Source organism: Cupriavidus sp. CER-90 (genome assembly GCF_057652055.1).
Window position 1 is genome coordinate 1,313,211 of the sequence record NZ_JBYGYM010000001.1, and the last position, 21,756, is coordinate 1,334,966.

The following is a 21,756-nucleotide window of genomic DNA, read 5'->3' on the forward strand; positions in this document are numbered from 1 at the left end:
AAGTGGCAGGGTGCCAACAGTTCGATGATGCCAGAACGCGCGAGATCCGGCGCGGCAGGGGCCCGATTCCGGTGCATTCGCGGACTGTCTGTCGCGTACAACCGTGCGGAAACCCACTGTCCGATGCGACCTCCACGCCGCTACAATGGCCGGACCTTGCCGGACCTTGCCCCCGACCCAGTCATCCGGCGGCATCGCAACGTCATCGCCAACCCGCCATCGAGGCCGCCTAACGTGACAGCCAGACCCAGGATTACCGCCTCGCTGGCCGAGGCCCAGAACCAGCTTGGCCGCATCGTGCTGGGCAAGCCGCGCCAGGTGCGGCTGGCGCTGGCATGCATGCTGGCCGGCGGCCACCTGCTGCTCGAAGATGTGCCGGGCGTGGGCAAGACCACGCTCGCGCATGCGCTGGCGCAAACCTTGGGCCTGCAGTACCAGCGCGTGCAGTTCACCAGCGACCTGCTGCCGGCCGATCTGGTGGGCGTCTCCGTCTATATGCGCGACACCGGAAATTTCCGGTTCCATCGTGGCCCCGTGTTTGCGCAGCTGGTGCTGGCCGACGAGATCAACCGCGCCCCGCCGAAGACGCAGAGTGCGTTGCTCGAAGCCATGGCCGAACACCAGGTGACACACGACGGCGTCACGCACGCGCTGCCGGCGCCGTTCTTCGTGATCGCCACACAAAATCCGCTGGAGCAGATCGGCACGCACGCGCTGCCCGAATCGCAGCTGGACCGCTTCACCATGCGCATCTCGCTGGGCTACCCCGACCCCGCCTTCGAGCGCGTGCTCTATCTGGGCGGCACCGCCGCGCAGGAGGCCTCGGCCGTCATGGATGCCGACCAGGTACTGGCACTGCAGGCCGCGGCCAGCAGCGTGTACGCCAGCCCGGCGCTGGTGGACTACGTGCTGGCGCTGGTGCAGGCCACACGTGCGGAAGCCGGCTTCGTGGCCGGCCTGTCGCCGCGCGCTGGCCTGGCGCTGCTGGCCTGCGCGCGCGCCTGGGCATTGCTCGACCAGCGCGACATGGTGATACCCGAGGACGTGCAGGCGGTGTTCGCCGCCGTGGCCGCGCATCGGCTGTTGCCGGCCGGGCAGGCGGCCACCGCGCTGGATCGCCTGATGGCTGGCGTGGCGATTCCCTGAAGCGCGACAATTTCCGCGTCACGCATCCCACCATGCCACGTGCCCCATCGGCGTCCGTGAAGGCGCCCCAGGCATCCGCACCCCACGGCTCCGCGCAGGCAGGCGTGGCAACGCCGCGCCCCCGCCGTCCGCGCAAGCCCGTCAATGGCGTGGTCACGCTGGACCGGCGCCACCTCTATATCCTGCCCACCCGCAGCGGGCTCGGCTTTGCCCTGCTGCTGCTGGCCATGCTGGTCACATCGCTGAACTACAACATCAGCCTGGGTTTCGCCCTGACATTCCTGCTGGTCGGCATCGGCATGTCGTGCATGTGGATGGCCTATCGCAACCTGCTCGATCTGGAAATCTCGGCGGGGCCAGTGTCGGCGCCGTTTGCGGGCGACGTGGCGGTGTTCGCGCTCAACGTCGCCAACCATGACGGCGGTGCGCGCATCGGCATCGAAGCCGTTGCGTCGTCCGGTGGTGCGCCCGAGGCCGCGCCGGCACTGACGCTGGATGGACTGGGCCAGGGCGTGCTGGCCGTGCGCATGGCTGCGCCGCGGCGCGGCCGGCTGGCGTTGCCGCGCGTCACGGTGTCGAGCCGTTTTCCGTTCGGGCTGTTCCGCGTCTGGAGCTACGCCGATTTCCCGGTCACCACGTGCGTCTATCCCGCGCCCGAGCCACACGCGCCGCCGCTGCCGGTGGTGGCCCACCCCGACCAGGATGGCGACGATGGCGACATCGGCGCGGTGTCCGACGACGGCATCGACCAGCTGCGCAAGTATCGTCCGGGCGACCCGCTGCATCGCATCGCCTGGAAGCACAGCGCACGCACCGGCCGCTGGCTGAGCCGCGCGGGCCAGGTGCCGCGGCTGCCGGGATGCTGGATCGACTGGAATGCCTTGCCGACGACGATGGACACCGAGGCCCGGCTGTCGCGGCTGTGTGCATGGCTCCTGGCCGCCGGCGATCCGTTCGACATCGGCCTGCGGCTGCCGGGCGTGGAAATTCCGCCGGGTCACGGCGCGACCCATCGCCGCGCCTGCCTGGAGGCGCTGGCCGTCTGGCCGGAGCGGCGTGCGCCATGAAGGCATCGGCTCCGCCCCGCGCGCTCGGCCATCAGGAGCACGGCATGCTGATCGGCCAGCTGGCGCTGGTGCTGGCGCCGCAGGCCCGTTCGCTGCCCGTGTCCGTCAGCGTGCTGCTGGTATTGCTGCTGGCATGGCGCTGGCTGCTGTGGCGCCAGCGGGCCCCGCTGCCGTCGAAGCTGATCGTCGGCACGACGGCGATGCTGGTGCTGCTGATTGCCGGGGCGCTGGTCTGGCGCGGCGGGGGCGGCCTCGGGCGCGAACTGTGCGTGGCCTTGCTGGCCGCGTTCGTGATCCTCAAGCTGCTGGAAACGCGGGCGCTGGCCGATGCCACGCTGGTCACGCAGTTGTCGTTCTATCTGCTGCTGACGCTGTACCTGGAAGACCAGCCGTTCTGGCTGGCGCTCTACAGCATGGCCATCGGCGCGTGGATCCTGCGCAACTGGCTGCTGTTCCATCATCCCGAAGCGCGTGGGCGCCTGGCCATCTGGCCGCTGCTGGGCCGCATGGCACTGTTCGGCCTGCCCTGGGCGCTGTTCCTGTTCGTGCTGTTTCCGCGGCTCGATCATCCGCTCTGGCGCCTGCCGCAATCCGAGCCGGTCGGGCGCACGGGCATGAGCGACACGATGCGCCCCGGCAGCATCGGCCAACTGATCCGCTCGCCCGAGGTGGCCTTCCGCGCCGATATCGACGGCAATGCGCTGCCCGTCAGCGCCTTGTACTGGCGTGCCCGGGTGCTGTGGAACTACGACGGCGCGGCGTGGCGGCCCGACGATGAACCGCCGACGCGACAGGCCGCGGGCTTGCGCAACGAGGGGGACGGCGGTGACGACGCCGCCGCCGGGCCGGCCGATGCGAGTCCGCGCGAGTACAACGTGACGCTGGAGGCCACGCAGAAGACCTGGCTCTACCTGCTGGACAGGGGCGTGGCGGTGTCGGACAGCCTGGCCGCCTGGCACTCGGCCGACGGTGAGTTCTTTGCCCGCAGCCCGGTGGACCGGCCCCTGCGCTATCGCGCGCGGTCATGGCTGCAGGGGCTGCCGCAGCCGCTGACCCGCCGCGCGCTGCAATTGTCGCTGGCGCTGCCAGAAGGCAACCCCCGCAGCCGCGAGCTGGCCGCCGGCTGGATGGCGCGCTACGCCGACCCTTGGCAGCGCGTGCAGGCCGCCATGCGGCTGTTCGCCGAGGCGCCATTCGCGTACACGCTGTCGCCGCCGCCGCTGGGCAAGGCGCAGGTCGACAGCTTCGTGTTCGATACACGGCGCGGCTTCTGCGAACACTACGCCAGCAGCTTCGTCTTCCTGATGCGCGCCGCCGGCGTGCCCGCGCGCGTGGTCATCGGCTACCAGGGCGGCGAGTACAACCCGCTGGGCCATCACTATGTCATCCGCCAGTCCGATGCCCATGCCTGGGCCGAGGTCTGGCTGGCCGGACGCGGCTGGGTGCGGGTGGACCCCACCAGCGCGGTGGCACCAAGCCGCGTGGAAAGCGGCGTCGATGCGGCGCTGGCGAGCGAGGACCTGGGGGCGCTGCGCGACCTCCGCGCGCCGGGCTGGCTGCGCGAGCTGCGCTGGGGCTTCGACGGTCTGACCTACAAATGGCAACGCTGGGTGCTCGAATACGATCGCGGCCAGCAATACCGCCTGCTGGAACAGGCGGGTCTGGGCGACCGACTGCCACAGCTGCTGGCCGTCGGCATCGGCCTATTGAGCCTGGCCGCGCTGGCACCGATGTGGCTGCGCCGCCGTCGGGTGGATCCTGTCCAGGCGCTGTACGACCGGTACTGCGCCGTGCTGGCGCGCCGGGGCATTGCGCGCGGCATGGCGGAAGGACCCCACGCCTTTGCGACACGGGCCGAAACCGCACTGCCGCACGCCGCATCGTCAGTGCGAGCGTTCACTGACATCTACGTGGCCTGGCGCTACGGCGTGCCCGATGCGACGACGCAGGCCAACATCGTTGCTCGACTGCGGAAGGCGCTGCGCGAACTGGGACGAAGCCTGAGACGCGGCTGAGTGGCGCGGATATCGCGGGTTCTTTAAACGGCGGATCGTCCGGCTGGCCGTCCACACCGTCCAGCCGGCCGGCCTTGCGGCGTCACCGATCGACGCATATAGTTTCATCCGTAACTATTACATATGAAACTGATATGTCGTTTGAACGCCGCATCGACCGGTTCTGCGCCGAACACCCCGACGCCCCGCGCGACCTCATCATGGCCTCGCGTCTGCTGCTGCGTTCGGCAAGGTTGCTTCGACATCACATCGAGCGCGCCCTGGCGCCGTTCGAACTCGACCTGAGCCAATACCTGGTGATCAGCATGCTGGCGACCGACGCGGGCGAGCCGACCATGCCATCGGAGCTGGGCATGTCCATCGACGCCACGCGCACGCAGATGACGCGGTTGATCGATGGCCTGCAGGCGCGCGGCCTGGTGCAACGCAAGACGTCGGAACACGACCGGCGCAGCCTGGAACTGACACTGACGCCGGCCGCCCACGCGCTGCTGGATCGCGCCGCGCCTGCCGTGCATGCCGCCTATGGCCAGGCGTGGGCGCCACTGGGCCCGGACGGCCTGGCCACGGCCACGCGCGACCTGGGCACGCTGCACGAGCATCTGGCCGCGCTGGAAGCAGGCAAGCCGTGACGATGCAGGCAAGCCCGTGGCACCGTTTGCGCGCCGGCATGCGCTGGCTGCGGCTGCTCAGTCATCGGCAGCGGCAGACGTTGCTCATGATGCTGCTGGGCCTGACCACCGGTGTCGAGTTCCTCGAAAACATCATGTTCGTGTTTGCGTCGAGCCATATCGTCGGCGGCATCGACGCGGACCCGCGCAGCTTCGCGCTGGTGCAGGCCGCATACGCGGTCGGCAGCATGATGATGATTCTCAAGCAGCAATGGCTGGCGCAGCGTTTCGGGTACCGCTACTACCTGACCGGATCGCTGCTGCTGTTCATGTCCGGCACGGTCGTGGCGGCCACCAGCACAGGCCTGCCGCAAATGGTCGTTGCCCGCTTCATGCAGGGCGTGGGCGGCGGCGCGCTGTTCACGAGCTGCCGCATCCTGGTGAACCTGATGTTCGCGCCGGCCGACCGGCCACGCGCGTCACGCTTCTTTATGCTCGGGATTTTTTGCGCATCGGCCATGGCGCCGGCATTTGCCGCCGAACTGGTGGAGCACGGCGTCTGGCAGGACGTGTTCTACGGCGTGCTGCCATTCGCGGCGCTGGCCGCCGTGGGCACTTGGCTGCTGCTGCCCGATGCCGAACCCCGCGCCGATCAGGAAGGTCCGGCGCTGGGTCCGCTGCTGCTGTTCGGCGTAGCGGTCGTCGCGTTGCAGGCGTCGATGACCGAAGCGCGTTTCGACATCTTTTCGCATCCGCTGCGCGTGGGCGTGGCTGCGGCGGTCGCGCTGGCCCTGCTCGGTGTGTTCCTCTGGCAGCAGTGGCATCACGACACACCGGTGCTGCATCTGCGCGCGCTGCGGCAGCCCGTGTACATGACGGGGCTGGCCATGTATTTCGTCTATTACATGATCAGCAACCTCAGCAGCTATGTGTTTCCGATCTATGCCGAGCAGGCGCTGCGCTTTCCGCTGGCCACCACCGGATGGCTCAACACACTGGCCGCGCTGATCAGCCTGGTGGGCATCTGGGTCTACCTGCGCGTGGCGCGCCGGCTCTCGCACAAGAAGCCGGTGATGGTGACGGGCCTGCTGCTGATGGCGGCCGCGATGGCGTTCTTCTCGTTCATGCCACCGGACATCGCCCCGGCGGCCCTGGTGCCCGGACTCATCGCCAAGGGCCTGTTCGGCGTGATGGTCATCATCCCGATTGCCGGACTGACGTTCCGCACACTGAGCGGCGATGATTTTGCGCACGGCTATCGCAGCAAGAACCTGGTGCGGCAGATTGCCAGTTCGTTTGCGTCATCGCTGGGCGCGGTGCTGCTGCAGAACCGCCAGTTCGCGGTGCATACGAGCCTGGTACATGCCATCGGCCAGCGTCCGGCCGAAACCGACGGCTGGATGCGCACGGCACAGTCGCTGCTGGCGGCACGCGGGTTCGATGCCGGGCAGGCGCATGCCGGCGCCCTGGCGCAAATGGCTGCGATCGTCGACCAACAGGCGCGGCTGATTGCCTGCGAGGATCTCTATCGGTTGATTGCCGCGATCGCGCTGGGGGCTGCGGTCTTCATGCTTGTGCAACGCCGGCTGGACTAGCCGCAAAACATCAAGACGCCGTTTCCCGGCGAAGGAAGTCGGGACATCGGCGTGAGGCGGCTGGCAGAGCAAAGCCCGCGAACCGCGTCCGAAGAACTGCCACGTCGCCCGCCTCAATCATCGACGCAGCCATCGACATGGCCTTCGTCCGCTTTCCTCGAGCGCTACGCCACGTGCGACTACACAGCGTCGTCAACCCAGACTACACCGCGGGCATCTACCGGATCCGCATCGGCAGCTAGGCAGACGCTTCGACGTATTGGAACACGCCGCGTTGCGGCTTTTTTTCGGAACACTTGCGCATTGCGCAACGCAAAGCATTTCGTAGTCTTGCGATTTACGCCTCCTTGCAACTACGCAAGAATAGGCAATGAATGCGTTTGATAATCATTCGTATCTTTCGGAACACTGCTTGCGAGCTTGATTCCCCGTGATAGCGAACTAGTCGCGCATCTGTAGGTAGCATCAAGTCACATCGGTTTTGTGCAACCGGGACAAATAGCAATCATGCAGTATGCCGCGTATCCCTATCAGAAATTCGGCACCGCAACAGCGACCGTCTTAGACGTGGCGCAGAGTCCCTATGCCCTTCAAGAGCTGCCAGTGCAAATAGCCGAAGCGCTGAGCAGTTCTGCGCGGAGTTCAGAACTTTTTTTTACCGCGTCACACTTTCCCTTGATTCCCAGACTTTCAAGGTCTATGGGGTAGCTCAATCACTCCGAGCAGGAATGTTGATAGAGGCGGATCTTATCCAAGATAAACGAAGACTCTATGAATGGATTTTTGAGCCAGTTTACTCATTAAGTGGAAGAATGCTTCGTTAAATAACAATCGATCCGAGCACACCAAAGTAACGCTTGTTAATATGCAAAGGAAGATTAAATGAACAACATTCTGAAAAGCCGGGCAACCGCAATATCCGGAGGAGGAGTTGGAATGGTCATTTTTTTGATGCTGTTTCGAGGAAAAATTGATTTAACCGGAGACCCCGCGAGAGTTTTGGATATGACCCTCGCTATATCGGTCGCTATATTTTTTCTGATGTTCACAGCGGCCATCTCGGTTGGTGCAACGACCCACCACAAGCCTAGTTCCTCTTGGAATAGACATGGGTGGATGAAAATAATGCTGTCGCTACTGACACTAGGAATGATTATTGTAATGGGCTTGCAAATTATGAAATTTTCAGAAACAGAAACTGTAATACCAATTGCAGTTGCTACGTTGGGCGTATTAACGACAGCGGCTGGATGTGTGGTTTCGTATTTTTCAATGGCACGTAATTTTTAGGAAGAAACAATATGAGAGAGCTCAGTCTTCAAGACATGAAATTGGTGGCGGGAGGCGACGACAGCGCGGGTAAAGCGGCGGCCGCGGGTGTTGGCGGAACCGTGGGGCCGGAATAGGTAAGGCCGCGGGAGGTTTTATCGGTGGTGTAGTCGGCGGCCTAGCAGGCGGCTTTGTGGCGGGGCCTGGCGGGGCCGTGATCGGATTTGTCGGCGGACGTGCGGGAGGTCAATATGTCGGTACAGGCGTTGGGGCCGGTCTCGGGGGATATCTTGGTGGCCAACTCTACGACAACATGGCAGGAACCAATTATGGCGACGCCGCAGGCACGAATTATAACTGATTGCGCAAAAAAGCAACGATTAGCAGCCGCCAGATCTCTTTAATATGCCGATAAACTTTGATATTTCTTCCAGTTATTTTCACAATAACTATCAAGACCGCGAACCATTGCTTATGCGAGGCGCCGTGCCCACTGATGAATTCTCTTGGCGCGACGTGAATGGCATCGTGGAACGCTCAAGAGTCGAGTCAGACGATTTCAAGATTGCTTATGAAGGGATCCGCACAAAGAGCGAATATATCGAGAGCTGGTGGGATGTCGGAATGTTACGTCATCGGCTCATTAGACCCGTTGTTTACGGATATATGCAACGAGGCGCCACCCTGATCACCAACAAGGTATACGGTGAGGAGAAGATAAGCCCCATATCAAAGAAAATCAGCGAATTTACGTCAAGACAAGTCGTAAGCAGCGTCTATGTGGCGTTCGGCGAACGTAGTTCGTTCAAATGTCATTGGGATACTCGGGACGTATTCGCAGTGCAGGTTATTGGTCGCAAGCGGTGGCTCATTTATGCGCCATCCTTCGAATTGCCACTTTACACTCAGCAGAGTAAGGATTACGAGAAGTTATATCCTTGCCCGGACAGTCCTTGTATGGACGTTATCCTAGAGCCCGGGGATGTACTGTACCTGCCACGCGGATGGTGGCATGACCCTCTCCCACTTGGGGAGCCAACGGCACACCTGGCGTTGGGCACATTTCCGGCATATAGCATAGATTATTTATGCTGGGCAGTGAACCAAATGCAGATAAATATAGATCTGCGACGCTCGCTCTCCAGATGGGAAGAGGACTGCGAAATTCTGGGTTCCATTGGTAAGCGAATTAATGATTTCGTTCGTCATAGAGAAAACTACGAGCGCTTTCTGGACGGCTTCGCTGCAGAGATTCGCGTTGACTGTCCCCTGGCTCTCGAAATGTTTGGAAACCCTGCCGCTTGCCCACTGCCTGACGGAGCGAAATTTAGCCTCAATGCCAACCAACCACGCGGCTTGAATCAACACTACCTCATCGCAAACGGTACGAGGCTAAGCATGGATGATCCCGGCATACAACTGATCCAGTTTCTCGCTGAGTCTCCTGGCGCTACCCTTGCCGAGCTGATTAAGCGCTCTGCGGCCCCAGAGGAAAAAGTCCGTGAATTGATAACGGATCTTTGCCGTAACGACATATTGGGATTAGTTTATTAGAGGATTTTGCGGATGCTGAAACGTCGCGTGAGGGCTGTGCTGCAATCTGGCACTCAAGAATGCGGCCTGGCATGTCTTGTCATGATTGCCGAGTTCCATGGGCTATAATATTTGGACCTGCCCACTATACGCCGTAAATTCTCTACCTCTGTCAAGGGCATAAATCTTCCACAATTAATTCGGCATGCGGACACCCTCGGGTTTCAATGTCGTGCGTTAAGGCTAGAGATGGAGGAAATGACTAAGCTCCGGCTTCCTTGCATACTGCACTGGGACTTGAACCACTTCGTCGTCCTCGAGAAGGTCCGAAGGGGTCGACTGTTTATCATAGACCCGGAGCCGCCGGACTATGACGGTTCTCGTTGCATCGGAGCATTTCACTGGTGTTGCCCTGGAAATGATGCCGGTCGCACCATTTAAATCTGCACGTAGCGGCGCCAGGATTCGTCTCCGCGATCTCGCGCTGGGCGTCAAGGGACTGAAACGGGCGCTTGCCAGCATTTTCGCACTGGCATTCGCTTTGGAAATACTTAACCTGATGACGCCATTAGCCACGCAATGGATTGTGGACGGCGCACTCGTTTCGGCGGACCGAGATTTATTGCTAATCACCGTACTGGGGTGCTCTCTCCTTATTCTGCTTGAGTTCGTAGTCCGAATGGCGCGCGGCTGGATTGAACTCCGGCTGAATCAGCAACTGGCGCTACAGTGGTCGACGGCGCTCTTTCGTCGTCTTTTACGCCTTCCATGGCCATTCTTTGAAAAGCACCAACTGGGAGATATCAGCAGCCGCTTTCAATCTCTGTCCGCAATTCAGAGCACTTTAACTAGCGGCATAATTGCAGTGATGCTCGACGGGGCCCTAACGATAGTAACTCTGGGTATGATGCTGGCGTACAACGTCACCTTGACCGGAATCGCTATCATTGCATTGCTCCTCTACGCTACTCTGCGTCTTGCGTTCTATGAACCGCTTCGAAGAGCGGCTGAAGAAAGAATTGTTATCGCAGCCCGCGAGAGCTCGTACTTCCTTGAGACAGTTCAAGCCATACAAGCGTTGAAATTGTTAAATCTCGTGGCCTCCCGCATGGCCGCTTGGCAGAATCTCATCGCGCGACTTCAGAACCGAGACGCCAATACGCAAAGACTCACGTTGGTCTTCGGAGGCTTCAATACACTCATCCTCGGATTGGAGAGCATGGCCATCTTATACATCGGTGGCATTGCAGTTCTCGACCGCAGCCTGACGCTCGGAATGTTGTTGGCCTTCATTGCATATAAAAGTCAGTTCTCACGTCGCACGAGTAAGCTAGTAGATCTAGCAATCGAAATCCGGATGCTTTCGTTGCATAGCGAACGAGTGGCCGACATCGCTCTCGAACATCCTGAAGAAGATCACGAGGCCGGACACGAAGCCCGTACTATCGAGCCGTCTATTGAGTTTCGCGAGGTGTCGTTCCGCTATGCCGAGGAAGAGCCGTGGATCCTCCGCCATCTGTCGCTCCATATCTCCGCTGGCGAAGCTGTTGCGGTCGTGGGCAGGTCAGGCTGCGGCAAGACGACACTGTTCAAGCTGCTTTTGGGACTTCTAAAGCCCACCGAAGGTGAGATTTTGGTTGGAGGAATTCCCATACGTCAGCTCGGACCACGGACGCTTCGTGACCTAATTGGCACCGTCATGCAGGACGATCAACTGCTTGCTGGATCGTTGAGCGAGAACATCGCCGGATTTGATCCCGATGCCTGCCAGAACCAGATCGAGGAAGCCGCAACCATCGCGCGGATCCACGGCGCTATCATGCGAATGCCGATGGGATATCACACTCCAGTAGCGGAACTCGGCGCTGGGTTATCGGGCGGCCAACGGCAGAGAACACTTCTGGCCCGCGCGCTCTACAGAAAACCCCGCATTCTGGCTTTGGACGAAGCAACGAGCCACTTGGACTTCCATAGCGAGCAGCATATCGTTCAATCCCTCCACGAAATGAAGATGACCCGCATCACGATCGCACATCGACGGGAGACCGTTGCGTTTGCACAGCGCATTGTCTGTCTCGAAAAGGGGCAGATCGTGGAAGATATCCGGGTCACGTGAAGCGGCCAGGTATGACTTTCAATGCAGCGCAGGAGGAAATACTGGCGGGACGCTGGCGACAGCGCGGCAATGGCGGCGGGCAGGCCATCGCGGAAAGCATGCATGCCTGCGTCAGGCACGCGGTTCAGTCACGGACTGTCTGGCGGAATCGTTGAAACGCCAGCTTCAGAACAACGACAGCTGGCGCATGCCGAAGCCAACCGTTTCTTCCACACGGGCACGTGCATGCGCGAGCGAGCCCTCGGCGCCGGAATAGTTGCCGGCCGCCCAGTGGTAGACCACGGGCAGATCGCCGCGATCGGACAAGCGGACTTCGCCGAGCTTGTCGCCACGTTCGTTACGGTAGTAGTGGGAGCGGTAGCCGCGCTCCCAGTGGGGCGGGACTTCCTTCTTGCGCCGACGTGCCGTCGCCTTTCTGGCAACGGGCGCCAGGCGCCTCGCCAGATCGGTGCCCGGCGAGATGGGGGCGCGGTTGAAATCCAACTGCATAGACTTCCTTCTTCTGTCGATTGAGCAAGAACCTGAAGTGGTGACGTGAGTCACCACACGCTTCATGCATCGCAGTCGAGATCATACCTGTTCAAACATCTCTTTGGGGTGTTTTGTCGCCCGGAATTCCGCGTCTGGCAAGGGTTTGCGGGCGTATACGCGTATACGTATACGCCCGCCGGACGCCTGTCGTATACCTGCCGTATACGTGTTTTGCGAAGCGTAAACCGCTTGCCGCCAGAGGTCAGCCGAGGTCGAGCGGAATGAAGATCCGCGCGTCGTCGCGCTGCACCAGCAGGGCCACCTGCTTGCCCGATTTCGACACCAGCGAACGCAGCTGCTCGGCCGAGGAAATCGGCGTGCCGTTGAGCGACAGGATGACATCGCCGGGCTGGATGCCGACACGCGCGGCCGGCCCCGCCACGTCCTCGACCACGAGGCCGCCATCGATACCGCTGTCGCGCCTTTCGGCCGGCGTCAACGGCCGCACGGCCAGGCCCAGGCGGCCACCCACTTCACCACCGCCCTTGCCCTGGGCCACGGCGCTGTCCTTCACGGCGCCAATCTTCACGCTCAGCGTCAGCGGCTCGCCCTTGCGAATCACCTTGAGATCGGTCTTGGTGCCGGGCTGCAGGTCTGCCACGTGCTCGGGCAGATCGCCGGAGTGGTCGATCACGTCATTGCCAAGCTGCACGATCACGTCGCCGGGCTTCAGGCCGCCCTGCGCGGCCGGGCTGTCCGGCTCGACCGAGTTCACCAGCGCGCCGGCCGGCTTCGGCAACTTGAACGATTGCGCCAGCGCCTGGTTGACTTCCTGCACCGAGATGCCAAGGCGGCCGCGCGTGACCTTGCCGTGAGCCACCAGCTGCTGCTCGACCTTCCTGGCCACGTCGATCGGAATGGCGAACGACAGGCCCTGATAGCCGCCGGTCTGGCTGTAGATCTGCGAATTGATGCCGATGACCTCGCCACGCTGGTTGAACAGCGGGCCGCCCGAGTTGCCGGGGTTCACGGCCACATCGGTCTGGATGAACGGCACGTAGGTGTCATCCGGCAGCGAACGCGACTTGGCGCTGACGATGCCGGCCGTCACCGTGTTCTCGAAACCATAGGGCGAGCCGATGGCCAGCACGGGTTCGCCGACCCGAATCTTCGACGGATCGCCGAGTCGTACCGTCGGCAGGTCCTTGGCATCGATGCGGATCACGGCGATATCAGTCTGCGGATCACTGCCCAGCACCTTGGCCTTGAACTCGCGGCGGTCGGTCAGCTTGACGGTGACCTCCGTGGCGTTGTCGACCACGTGGGCATTGGTCAGGATCAGGCCATCGGGGCTGACGATAAAGCCCGAGCCCAGGCCTTTCACAAGCTGCGGCTGCTGGCTCTGCGGACCCTGAAACTGCGGCCCGAAGCGTTTGAAGAACTGGAACAGCGGATCGTCGGGGTCCATGCCCGACGGCACTTGCGCCGAGGTGCGCTGCGCGCGGGCCGTCACGCTGATATTGACCACCGCGGGACCGTACTGGTCGACGATGCCCGAGAAGTCAGTCGGCGTGGCCACGGCGGCGGTGGCGGCAACGGCCGGGGTCGGCGCTGCATAGCCGGGTGTGATCGCGTCTTTCTGGAGATAGGCGTATCCGCCGGCCAGGGCAGCAAGCGCGGCAACACCGACTGCGGAACGGGCAAGAGTCTGGCGAATCATGGTGCTTTCCTTTCTGGATGAGGGACAGCGCCGGGTGTGGGCGCGACAGGGCCATCCTATGCACCCACACTTAAACCAGACTTAAGGCTTGTCACTGGCCGACTGTACGAAGGTCGTACGGCATCAGCCTTTGATCCGCTTTGATCTGTCACGGCCCGCCCCTATCCTTCATAGGGCCGATAGAAAATTTATCTTGCACACAATTTAATTGTGTATAAGATATAGCCATGACGACGCAAACGACGACCCCTCCCAAGACAGGTGACTGGCTGCAGCTGGATCAGCAGCTCTGTTTTGCCCTGTATTCGACGTCATTGGCCATGACCAAGCTCTACAAGCCGATTCTGGGTGAGCTTGGACTTACTTACCCGCAGTATCTGGTCATGCTGGTGCTGTGGGAGCACGACGAGGTGAGCGTTTCGGAACTGGGCGGTCGGCTGACGCTCGATTCAGGCACGTTGACGCCGCTGCTGAAGCGGCTGGAGTCGGCGGGGTTTGTGCGTCGCGGCCGCGACGCCGAAGACGAACGTCGAGTGCTGGTCAGTTTGACGGATGCCGGGCGCGGCATGCGAAGTGCCGCAGCCGATATCCCGGAACGGTTGTTGTGCGCGATGCAGTGTTCCGTGGAAGAGATCCAGGCCCTGACATCGCGACTGCATGGCTTACGGTCAACGTTGGAAGACGCGCGATCGGAAGATTGACAGCCGACTCGGTCGGCATCTTGAAACTGCTGCCCGCCCCCGGGCAACTCTAGGAGAGTGCAAATGAAACTGGAAAAAGTCCTGTACACCGCCCACGCATCCGCAACCGGTGGCCGCGACGGCCGCGCCACGACGTCGGATGGCCAACTGGACGTCAAGCTTGCAGTGCCCAAGGAAATGGGCGGCGCTGGCAACGGCCTGAATCCGGAGCAACTGTTCGCGGCGGGTTATTCGGCCTGTTTCCTCGGTGCGATTCGTTTTGTCGCCGGCCAGCAGAAGATTACGGTGTCGCCTGATGCCAAGATCGAAGGTGCCGTCGGCATCGGCCAGATTCCGCAGGGCTTTGGTATTCAGGTGGAACTGAAGATCTCGCTGCCGGGCATGGAAAAGGAAGCCGCCCAGAAGCTGGTGGAAGCCGCCCATCAGGTGTGCCCGTACTCAAACGCCACGCGCGGCAATATCGACGTGAACCTGATCGTGGTCTGAAGGTCCGATCGACACAGCCACACGCCGGCCATTGGCCGGCGTTTTTTATGGCGAATCGACGGTAGCAGGGGAATCCGGCTCCGACTCCGTTACAGCGGCCGTTTGCTGCAGCGTGCCACACATCGCACGTTTTTGGGCCGGGGTCATCCGCTTGGTGCGGATTTCGGCCTTGAGGGCTTCGGACTTATTCGGAAACGCCATCCAGCCGAGCAGCCGGAGCGGCTTGCGAGCACGTGTGTATTTGGCGCCGATACCGGCGACATGCTGGGCATATCGACGGTTGACGTCAGTCGTCACGCCGGTATAGATCGAATTGCCCTCGCATTCGAGCAGATAGAGAAACCAGACCGTATCAGTGCTGACCTCGATATCCGTGTCGGTATCGGGAGCAGCGTCGGTGTCGTCGGAGGAGAGTTTTTCGGCGGTCATGTCAGCGCCGATCATACGCGGGCACCGCGGCGTTTGCACCGATGCCAAGTGCCAAGTGCGCGACGAGATTCGGGTTGTCGAATGCCCTCGCACGTTCCGCCCGCGCAAAAGCAAAACCCCCAAGCTTTTAGGGCTTGGGGGTTCTGGGTATAAGAGCCTGGCGATGACCTACTTTCACACGGGTAGTCCGCACTATCATCGGCGCAAAGTCGTTTCACGGTCCTGTTCGGGATGGGAAGGGGTGGTTCCAACTCGCTATGGTCACCAGGCATGAGGGGTTGCCGCACTGACATGCATCAGCGCAGCGAATCTGGGGTGTAGTAAAGGGGTTGTGTTGTATGCCTGTGGCACACGCGGACTCTGGTCCAACCAGGTCAAACACACTGGTTATAGGATCAAGCCTTACGGGCAATTAGTACTGGTTAGCTTAACGCATTACTGCGCTTCCACACCCAGCCTATCAACGTCCTGGTCTCGAACGACCCTTCAAGGAGGTCAAGCCTCCAGGGAATCCTCATCTTCAGGCGAGTTTCCCGCTTAGATGCTTTCAGCGGTTATCTCTTCCGTACATAGCTACCCTGCGATGCCTCTGGCGAGACAACAGGTACACCAGCGGTACGTCCACTCCGGTCCTCTCGTACTAGGAGCAGCCCCCGTCAAGATTCCAACGCCCACGGCAGATAGGGACCAAACTGTCTCACGACGTTTTAAACCCAGCTCACGTACCTCTTTAAATGGCGAACAGCCATACCCTTGGGACCGGCTACAGCCCCAGGATGAGATGAGCCGACATCGAGGTGCCAAACACCGCCGTCGATATGAACTCTTGGGCGGTATCAGCCTGTTATCCCCAGAGTACCTTTTATCCGTTGAGCGATGGCCCTTCCATTCAGAACCACCGGATCACTATGTCCTGCTTTCGCACCTGCTCGACTTGTCGGTCTCGCAGTTAAGCACGCTTTTGCCATTGCACTTTAGGTACGATGTCCGACCGTACCAAGCGTACCTTCGAACTCCTCCGTTACACTTTGGGAGGAGACCGCCCCAGTCAAACTGCCTACCATGCACTGTCCCCGACCCGGATTCACGGGCCAAGGTTAGAACCTCAAACAAACCAGGGTGGTATTTCAAGGACGGCTCCACGTGAACTGGCGTCCACGCTTCAAAGCCTCCCACCTATCCTACACAGATCGGTTCAAAGTCCAATGCAAAGCTACAGTAAAGGTTCATGGGGTCTTTCCGTCTAGCCGCGGGGAGATTGCATCATCACAAACACTTCAACTTCGCTGAGTCTCGGGAGGAGACAGTGTGGCCATCGTTACGCCATTCGTGCAGGTCGGAACTTACCCGACAAGGAATTTCGCTACCTTAGGACCGTTATAGTTACGGCCGCCGTTTACCGGGACTTCAATCAAGAGCTTGCACCCCATCATTTAATCTTCCGGCACCGGGCAGGCGTCACACCCTATACGTCCACTTTCGTGTTTGCAGAGTGCTGTGTTTTTATTAAACAGTCGCAGCCACCATTTTATTGCAACCCCTTCACCCTTCTGGCGCAGGCCAGTCAAGCTACCAGGGCGTACCTTATCCCGAAGTTACGGTACCAATTTGCCGAGTTCCTTCTCCCGAGTTCTCTCAAGCGCCTTAGAATACTCATCTCGCCCACCTGTGTCGGTTTGCGGTACGGTCTCGTATGACTGAAGCTTAGAGGCTTTTCTTGGAACCACTTCCGATTGCTTCGCAGCACTAGGCCGCTCGCCCCACATCCTTGAATTCCGCGCCCGGATTTGCCTAAGCGCCTTCTCCAATGCAGGGACCGGGACTTCCAACACCCGGACAACCTTCCGCGATCCGTCCCCCCATCGCATCATACGACGGTGCAGGAATATTAACCTGCTTCCCATCAGCTACGCATCTCTGCCTCGCCTTAGGGGCCGACTCACCCTACGCCGATGAACGTTGCGTAGGAAACCTTGGGCTTACGGCGAGGGGGCCTTTCACCCCCTTTATCGCTACTCATGTCAGCATTCGCACTTCTGATACCTCCAGCATCCTTTACAAGACACCTTCACAGGCTTACAGAACGCTCTCCTACCACGCACATTGCTGTGCGTCCGCAGCTTCGGTATATAGCTTAGCCCCGTTACATCTTCCGCGCAGGACGACTCGATCAGTGAGCTATTACGCTTTCTTTAAAGGGTGGCTGCTTCTAAGCCAACCTCCTGACTGTTTTAGCCTTCCCACTTCGTTTCCCACTTAGCTATATTTGGGGACCTTAGCTGGCGGTCTGGGTTGTTTCCCTCTTGACACCGGACGTTAGCACCCGATGTCTGTCTCCCGTGATTGCACTCTTCGGTATTCGGAGTTTGCTATGGCGGGGTAATCAGCAATAGACCCCCCAACCATGACAGTGCTCTACCCCCGAAGGTGAGACACGAGGCACTACCTAAATAGTTTTCGGAGAGAACCAGCTATTTCCAGATTTGTTTAGCCTTTCACCCCTATCCACAGCTCATCCCCTAACTTTTCAACGTTAGTGGGTTCGGTCCTCCAGTACGTGTTACCGCACCTTCAACCTGGCCATGGATAGATCATCTGGTTTCGGGTCTACACCCAGCGACTCAACGCCCTGTTCGGACTCGCTTTCGCTACGCCTTCCCTAATCGGTTAAGCTTGCCACTGAATGTAAGTCGCTGACCCATTATACAAAAGGTACGCCGTCACCCGTTGCCAGGCTCCGACTGTTTGTATGCATGCGGTTTCAGGATCTATTTCACTCCCCTCCCGGGGTTCTTTTCGCCTTTCCCTCACGGTACTGGTTCACTATCGGTCGATCACGAGTATTTAGCCTTGGAGGATGGTCCCCCCATCTTCAGACAGGATTTCACGTGTCCCGCCCTACTTGTCGCACACCTAGTTCCACAAATCTGTTTTCGCATACAGGGCTATCACCTGCTATGGCCGGGCTTTCCATCCCGTTTTGCTAACAGTTCTGCTAAAGAGTGCAAGGCTCTTCCCATTTCGTTCGCCACTACTCTGGGAATCTCGGTTGATTTCTGTTCCTGCAGCTACTTAGATGTTTCAGTTCGCCGCGTTCGCTTCCCTTGCCTATGTATTCAGCAAGGGATGACCCATTCGGGTCGGGTTTCCCCATTCGGACATCTCCGGATCAAAGCTTGTTTGCCAGCTCCCCGAAGCTTTTCGCAGGCTACCGCGTCCTTCATCGCCTGTGATCGCCAAGGCATCCACCACATGCACTTGTTCGCTTGACCCTATAACGAGTGTGTCTAACGTCTCCGCTGTCCACGCTGGCTACAGGTCTGAGTTCTCGCGTTTGTGCCGTATTCCAAGTCATCTTTCGATCACTTAAATACATTTTGGTTGATACAATCACAACCCGGTATCGCGTTTGTACTGCAGCGTCTCATCAACGCTTCGCGACACCTTTACTACATCCCATATTGTTAAAGAACAGCCGACTTATCGTCGCTTGGCAATGCCAAATGAAAGCACTCAGCACTGAATGCTTTCATTTGACTACCAACCAGGTCGTCTCGTTACCCCGATCCTCGATCAAGGTAAGTGGTGGAGGATGACGGGATCGAACCGACGACCCCCTGCTTGCAAAGCAGGTGCTCTCCCAGCTGAGCTAATCCCCCGCGTAGATAACTTGGTGGGTCTGGTAGGACTTGAACCTACGACCCCCGCCTTATCAAGACGGTGCTCTAACCACCTGAGCTACAGACCCTTGGCTGTAACAGCAAACAAACCGATAAGTGTGAACGCTTGACTTGTGAACACAAGCCTCTGGAAAGGAGGTGATCCAGCCGCACCTTCCGATACGGCTACCTTGTTACGACTTCACCCCAGTCATGAACCCTGCCGTGGTAATCGCCCTCCTTGCGGTTAGGCTAACTACTTCTGGCAAAACCCACTCCCATGGTGTGACGGGCGGTGTGTACAAGACCCGGGAACGTATTCACCGCGGCATGCTGATCCGCGATTACTAGCGATTCCAGCTTCACGTAGTCGAGTTGCAGACTACGATCCGGACTACGATGCGTTTTCTGGGATTAGCTCCCCCTCGCGGGTTGGCAACCCTCTGTACGCACCATTGTATGACGTGTGAAGCCCTACCCATAAGGGCCATGAGGACTTGACGTCATCCCCACCTTCCTCCGGTTTGTCACCGGCAGTCTCTCTAGAGTGCCCTTGCGTAGCAACTAAAGATAAGGGTTGCGCTCGTTGCGGGACTTAACCCAACATCTCACGACACGAGCTGACGACAGCCATGCAGCACCTGTGTCCACTTTCCCTTTCGGGCACCTGATGCATCTCTGCTTCGTTAGTGGCATGTCAAGGGTAGGTAAGGTTTTTCGCGTTGCATCGAATTAATCCACATCATCCACCGCTTGTGCGGGTCCCCGTCAATTCCTTTGAGTTTTAATCTTGCGACCGTACTCCCCAGGCGGTCAACTTCACGCGTTAGCTACGTTACTGAAGAAATGAATCCCCAACAACTAGTTGACATCGTTTAGGGCGTGGACTACCAGGGTATCTAATCCTGTTTGCTCCCCACGCTTTCGTGCATGAGCGTCAGTGACGTCCCAGGGGGCTGCCTTCGCCATCGGTATTCCTCCACATCTCTACGCATTTCACTGCTACACGTGGAATTCTACCCCCCTCTGACATACTCTAGCCTTGCAGTCACAAGCGCAATTCCCAAGTTGAGCTCGGGGATTTCACGCCTGTCTTACAAAACCGCCTGCGCACGCTTTACGCCCAGTAATTCCGATTAACGCTCGCACCCTACGTATTACCGCGGCTGCTGGCACGTAGTTAGCCGGTGCTTATTCTTCCGGTACCGTCATCCGCCCCAGGTATTAACCAGAGCGTTTTCTTTCCGGACAAAAGTGCTTTACAACCCGAAGGCCTTCTTCACACACGCGGCATTGCTGGATCAGGGTTGCCCCCATTGTCCAAAATTCCCCACTGCTGCCTCCCGTAGGAGTCTGGGCCGTGTCTCAGTCCCAGTGTGGCTGATCGTCCTCTCAGACCAGCTACTGATCGTCGCCTTGGTGGGCCTTTACCCCACCAACTAGCTAATCAGACATCGGCCGCTCCTGCTGCGCGAGGCCTTGCGGTCCCCCGCTTTCACCCTCAGGTCGTATGCGGTATTAGCTAATCTTTCGACTAGTTATCCCCCACAACAGGGTACGTTCCGATGTATTACTCACCCGTTCGCCACTCGCCGCCAGACCGAAGTCCGCGCTGCCGTTCGACTTGCATGTGTAAGGCATGCCGCCAGCGTTCAATCTGAGCCAGGATCAAACTCTTCAGTTCAATCTCTGTGTGGTGCCGAAGCACCTCGCTCTTTCGAGCGGTCGCTCACTCTCAGAAAACTGACTGGTTCACGTCTCGCGACGCAAACCAACATGTTTTACTGTGCGAGCACTGATAACTTTTGAAGCATCACGAAGCCGAAGCTCCGTGGCGTTCGCCATCAAGCGCCCACACTTATCGGTTGTTTGTTTGTTAAAGAACCCGAGCGACCGGCTTTGCCGTTCGCTGTCGCCGCGTCTTTCGTCGCAGCGGAGAAACGAGATTATGCAGAGCATTCAACGTTTCGTCAACAGTTTTTGCAGAACTTTTTTCTGCCGGCCGGTGCCGCGAACCCTCGCAACCCCAACCTCCTGCCAACCCCGCAACCCTTGTCGCTGCTGCGTTTGCAGCGCGCTTTGTGTTGCGAGGGGGCGAATATTAGATGGGATTGGCCGGGGGCGCAAGCCCCTTGTCATCCATCCGTGAAAAAATCTCAAAAGATGCTATTAGGCCACCTGGGAGGCAGCCGCGGCGGTGCATGTATAGAATCAGAGTCGCCGGGCTGCCCGCCCGCCTTTTCACCAGAACACAGGAACCAGGAACACTACCAATGACAATCCAAGCCAAATGGCTGGCCGATTCCGGCTCAAGCGTCTGCGATCTCGGCAACGGAACGGCGCAGTGGCAGGCCGACCTTGATGCGCCGATGGGCAATCCGGCGATCCCAAACCCGCACGATCTGCTGGACTCTGCGCTGGCGGCCTGCACCACCCTCACGCTTCAGATCTACGCCAAGCGCAAAGGTTACGACCTTCAGGAAATCCATGTCAGCGTGGCCCACGAGGAAACCCCGGGGTCCTACAAGCTGATCCGTCATATTGCACTGCGCGGGGAACTGGCGCCGAACGTGCGGGAAGACTTGCTCCGCGTGGCCAACAAGTGCCCGGTACACAAGTCGCTCAGCGCGCAGATCACGATTGACACCACGCTGGCCGCCTGAGTCCGATATCTAAAGCATTGACCGCACAAATGATAATCGTTATCATTTGTGTCCTCGGGTTCTGACACGACCTGAGTCAGCAAATGGGTTACCGGACACCTCCGTGTCCGGCCTTTTTCTTCGCCCTTTGCGCTCGCCCTTTCTCCCTCTCCGTTTGCCTTTCCTGATCCGACAGCCTCGCATCGGCAGCGCGTCATCTTCCTGTCCCAAAACGCGCGCACTGTTGTTCTGCAGCGCGAGACAGAACCGACCCTGAATCGCATCCCGCAAACGCG

14 protein-coding genes, 2 tRNA genes, 3 rRNA genes and 1 pseudogene are annotated in these 21,756 nt (G+C 59.6%); 12 read left to right on the forward strand and 8 right to left on the reverse strand.

The window, feature by feature from the left end:
* The first annotated feature begins 234 nt into the window (after nucleotides 1-234).
* The 9 genes and pseudogenes from AC24R4_RS05965 to AC24R4_RS06005 all read left to right on the forward strand — a co-directional run bounded on the left by AC24R4_RS05965 (nucleotide 235) and on the right by AC24R4_RS06005 (nucleotide 11,352).
* On the forward strand, nucleotides 235-1,146 hold the full coding sequence (locus AC24R4_RS05965; protein ID WP_400393322.1) for an AAA family ATPase: 912 nt from the start codon (nucleotides 235-237) through the stop codon (nucleotides 1,144-1,146).
* A gap of 32 nt (nucleotides 1,147-1,178) precedes the next feature.
* Nucleotides 1,179-2,213 carry a DUF58 domain-containing protein gene (locus AC24R4_RS05970; protein WP_487522487.1) on the forward strand — a complete coding sequence of 345 codons (1,035 nt, stop codon included), beginning with the start codon at nucleotides 1,179-1,181 and terminating at the stop codon, nucleotides 2,211-2,213.
* Nucleotides 2,210-4,228 (forward strand): transglutaminase TgpA family protein, encoded by a 2,019-nt coding sequence (locus tag AC24R4_RS05975; protein ID WP_487522488.1) that lies wholly within the window; start codon nucleotides 2,210-2,212, stop codon nucleotides 4,226-4,228. Before AC24R4_RS05970 ends, AC24R4_RS05975 begins: the two co-directional genes overlap by 4 nt.
* 134 nt (nucleotides 4,229-4,362) lie before the next feature.
* Entirely contained in the window at nucleotides 4,363-4,860 is a 498-nt protein-coding gene (locus AC24R4_RS05980; protein ID WP_487522489.1) for a MarR family winged helix-turn-helix transcriptional regulator, read from the forward strand.
* A 2-nt stretch (nucleotides 4,861-4,862) separates the two neighbouring features.
* Nucleotides 4,863-6,434, forward strand: a complete 1,572-nt coding sequence (locus AC24R4_RS05985; RefSeq protein ID WP_400397145.1) for an MFS transporter — start codon at nucleotides 4,863-4,865, stop codon at nucleotides 6,432-6,434.
* An 882-nt stretch (nucleotides 6,435-7,316) separates the two neighbouring features.
* Complete coding sequence (locus tag AC24R4_RS05990; protein WP_487522490.1) at nucleotides 7,317-7,724, forward strand: hypothetical protein; 408 nt, start codon at nucleotides 7,317-7,319, stop codon at nucleotides 7,722-7,724.
* 384 nt (nucleotides 7,725-8,108) lie between these two features.
* On the forward strand, nucleotides 8,109-9,257 hold the full coding sequence (locus AC24R4_RS05995; protein ID WP_487522491.1) for a JmjC domain-containing protein: 1,149 nt from the start codon (nucleotides 8,109-8,111) through the stop codon (nucleotides 9,255-9,257).
* Nucleotides 9,258-9,269: 12 nt separating this feature from the next.
* Nucleotides 9,270-9,677 (forward strand): annotated as a pseudogene (locus tag AC24R4_RS06000) (cysteine peptidase family C39 domain-containing protein).
* Nucleotides 9,607-11,352, forward strand: a complete 1,746-nt coding sequence (locus tag AC24R4_RS06005; RefSeq protein ID WP_487522492.1) for a peptidase domain-containing ABC transporter — start codon at nucleotides 9,607-9,609, stop codon at nucleotides 11,350-11,352. The pseudogene AC24R4_RS06000 and the gene AC24R4_RS06005 overlap by 71 nt, the downstream one beginning before the upstream one ends.
* A gap of 165 nt (nucleotides 11,353-11,517) precedes the next feature.
* Here the strand turns inward: AC24R4_RS06005 and AC24R4_RS06010 are convergent, their stop codons facing one another.
* Nucleotides 11,518-11,841: a hypothetical protein gene (locus AC24R4_RS06010; protein ID WP_153949846.1), complete on the reverse strand. Its 324-nt coding sequence runs from the start codon at nucleotides 11,839-11,841 to the stop codon at nucleotides 11,518-11,520.
* Nucleotides 11,842-12,085: 244 nt separating this feature from the next.
* Nucleotides 12,086-13,543 carry a DegQ family serine endoprotease gene (locus tag AC24R4_RS06015; RefSeq protein ID WP_400396338.1) on the reverse strand — a complete coding sequence of 486 codons (1,458 nt, stop codon included), beginning with the start codon at nucleotides 13,541-13,543 and terminating at the stop codon, nucleotides 12,086-12,088.
* Between the two features lie 227 nt (nucleotides 13,544-13,770).
* Between AC24R4_RS06015 and AC24R4_RS06020 the strand changes: the two genes are divergently transcribed.
* Both AC24R4_RS06020 and AC24R4_RS06025 read left to right on the forward strand, forming a co-directional pair.
* Nucleotides 13,771-14,244 carry a MarR family winged helix-turn-helix transcriptional regulator gene (locus tag AC24R4_RS06020; RefSeq protein ID WP_487522493.1) on the forward strand — a complete coding sequence of 158 codons (474 nt, stop codon included), beginning with the start codon at nucleotides 13,771-13,773 and terminating at the stop codon, nucleotides 14,242-14,244.
* Nucleotides 14,245-14,307: 63 nt separating this feature from the next.
* A complete protein-coding gene (locus AC24R4_RS06025) occupies nucleotides 14,308-14,730 on the forward strand; it encodes an organic hydroperoxide resistance protein (RefSeq protein WP_029051733.1) in 423 nt (140 codons plus the stop codon).
* A gap of 45 nt (nucleotides 14,731-14,775) precedes the next feature.
* Here AC24R4_RS06025 and AC24R4_RS06030 read toward each other — a convergent pair whose 3' ends face one another.
* The 6 genes from AC24R4_RS06030 to AC24R4_RS06055 all read right to left on the reverse strand — a co-directional run bounded on the left by AC24R4_RS06030 (nucleotide 14,776) and on the right by AC24R4_RS06055 (nucleotide 20,502).
* Nucleotides 14,776-15,099: a GIY-YIG nuclease family protein gene (locus tag AC24R4_RS06030; RefSeq protein ID WP_487522990.1), complete on the reverse strand. Its 324-nt coding sequence runs from the start codon at nucleotides 15,097-15,099 to the stop codon at nucleotides 14,776-14,778.
* Nucleotides 15,100-15,314: 215 nt separating this feature from the next.
* A 5S ribosomal RNA gene (gene rrf, locus AC24R4_RS06035) occupies nucleotides 15,315-15,428 on the reverse strand.
* A gap of 122 nt (nucleotides 15,429-15,550) precedes the next feature.
* Nucleotides 15,551-18,431 (reverse strand): 23S ribosomal RNA (locus tag AC24R4_RS06040).
* A 311-nt stretch (nucleotides 18,432-18,742) separates the two neighbouring features.
* A tRNA-Ala gene (locus AC24R4_RS06045) sits at nucleotides 18,743-18,818 on the reverse strand.
* Nucleotides 18,819-18,830: 12 nt separating this feature from the next.
* A tRNA-Ile gene (locus tag AC24R4_RS06050) sits at nucleotides 18,831-18,907 on the reverse strand.
* A 63-nt stretch (nucleotides 18,908-18,970) separates the two neighbouring features.
* A 16S ribosomal RNA gene (locus AC24R4_RS06055) occupies nucleotides 18,971-20,502 on the reverse strand.
* Together the 16S, 23S and 5S rRNA genes with 2 tRNA genes alongside form the textbook arrangement of a ribosomal RNA operon.
* Before the next feature lie 589 nt (nucleotides 20,503-21,091).
* Between AC24R4_RS06055 and AC24R4_RS06060 the strand changes: the two genes are divergently transcribed.
* Nucleotides 21,092-21,481, forward strand: coding sequence for an OsmC family protein (locus tag AC24R4_RS06060; RefSeq protein WP_487522494.1), 390 nt, complete (start codon nucleotides 21,092-21,094; stop codon nucleotides 21,479-21,481).
* Nucleotides 21,482-21,756: the final 275 nt, after the last annotated feature.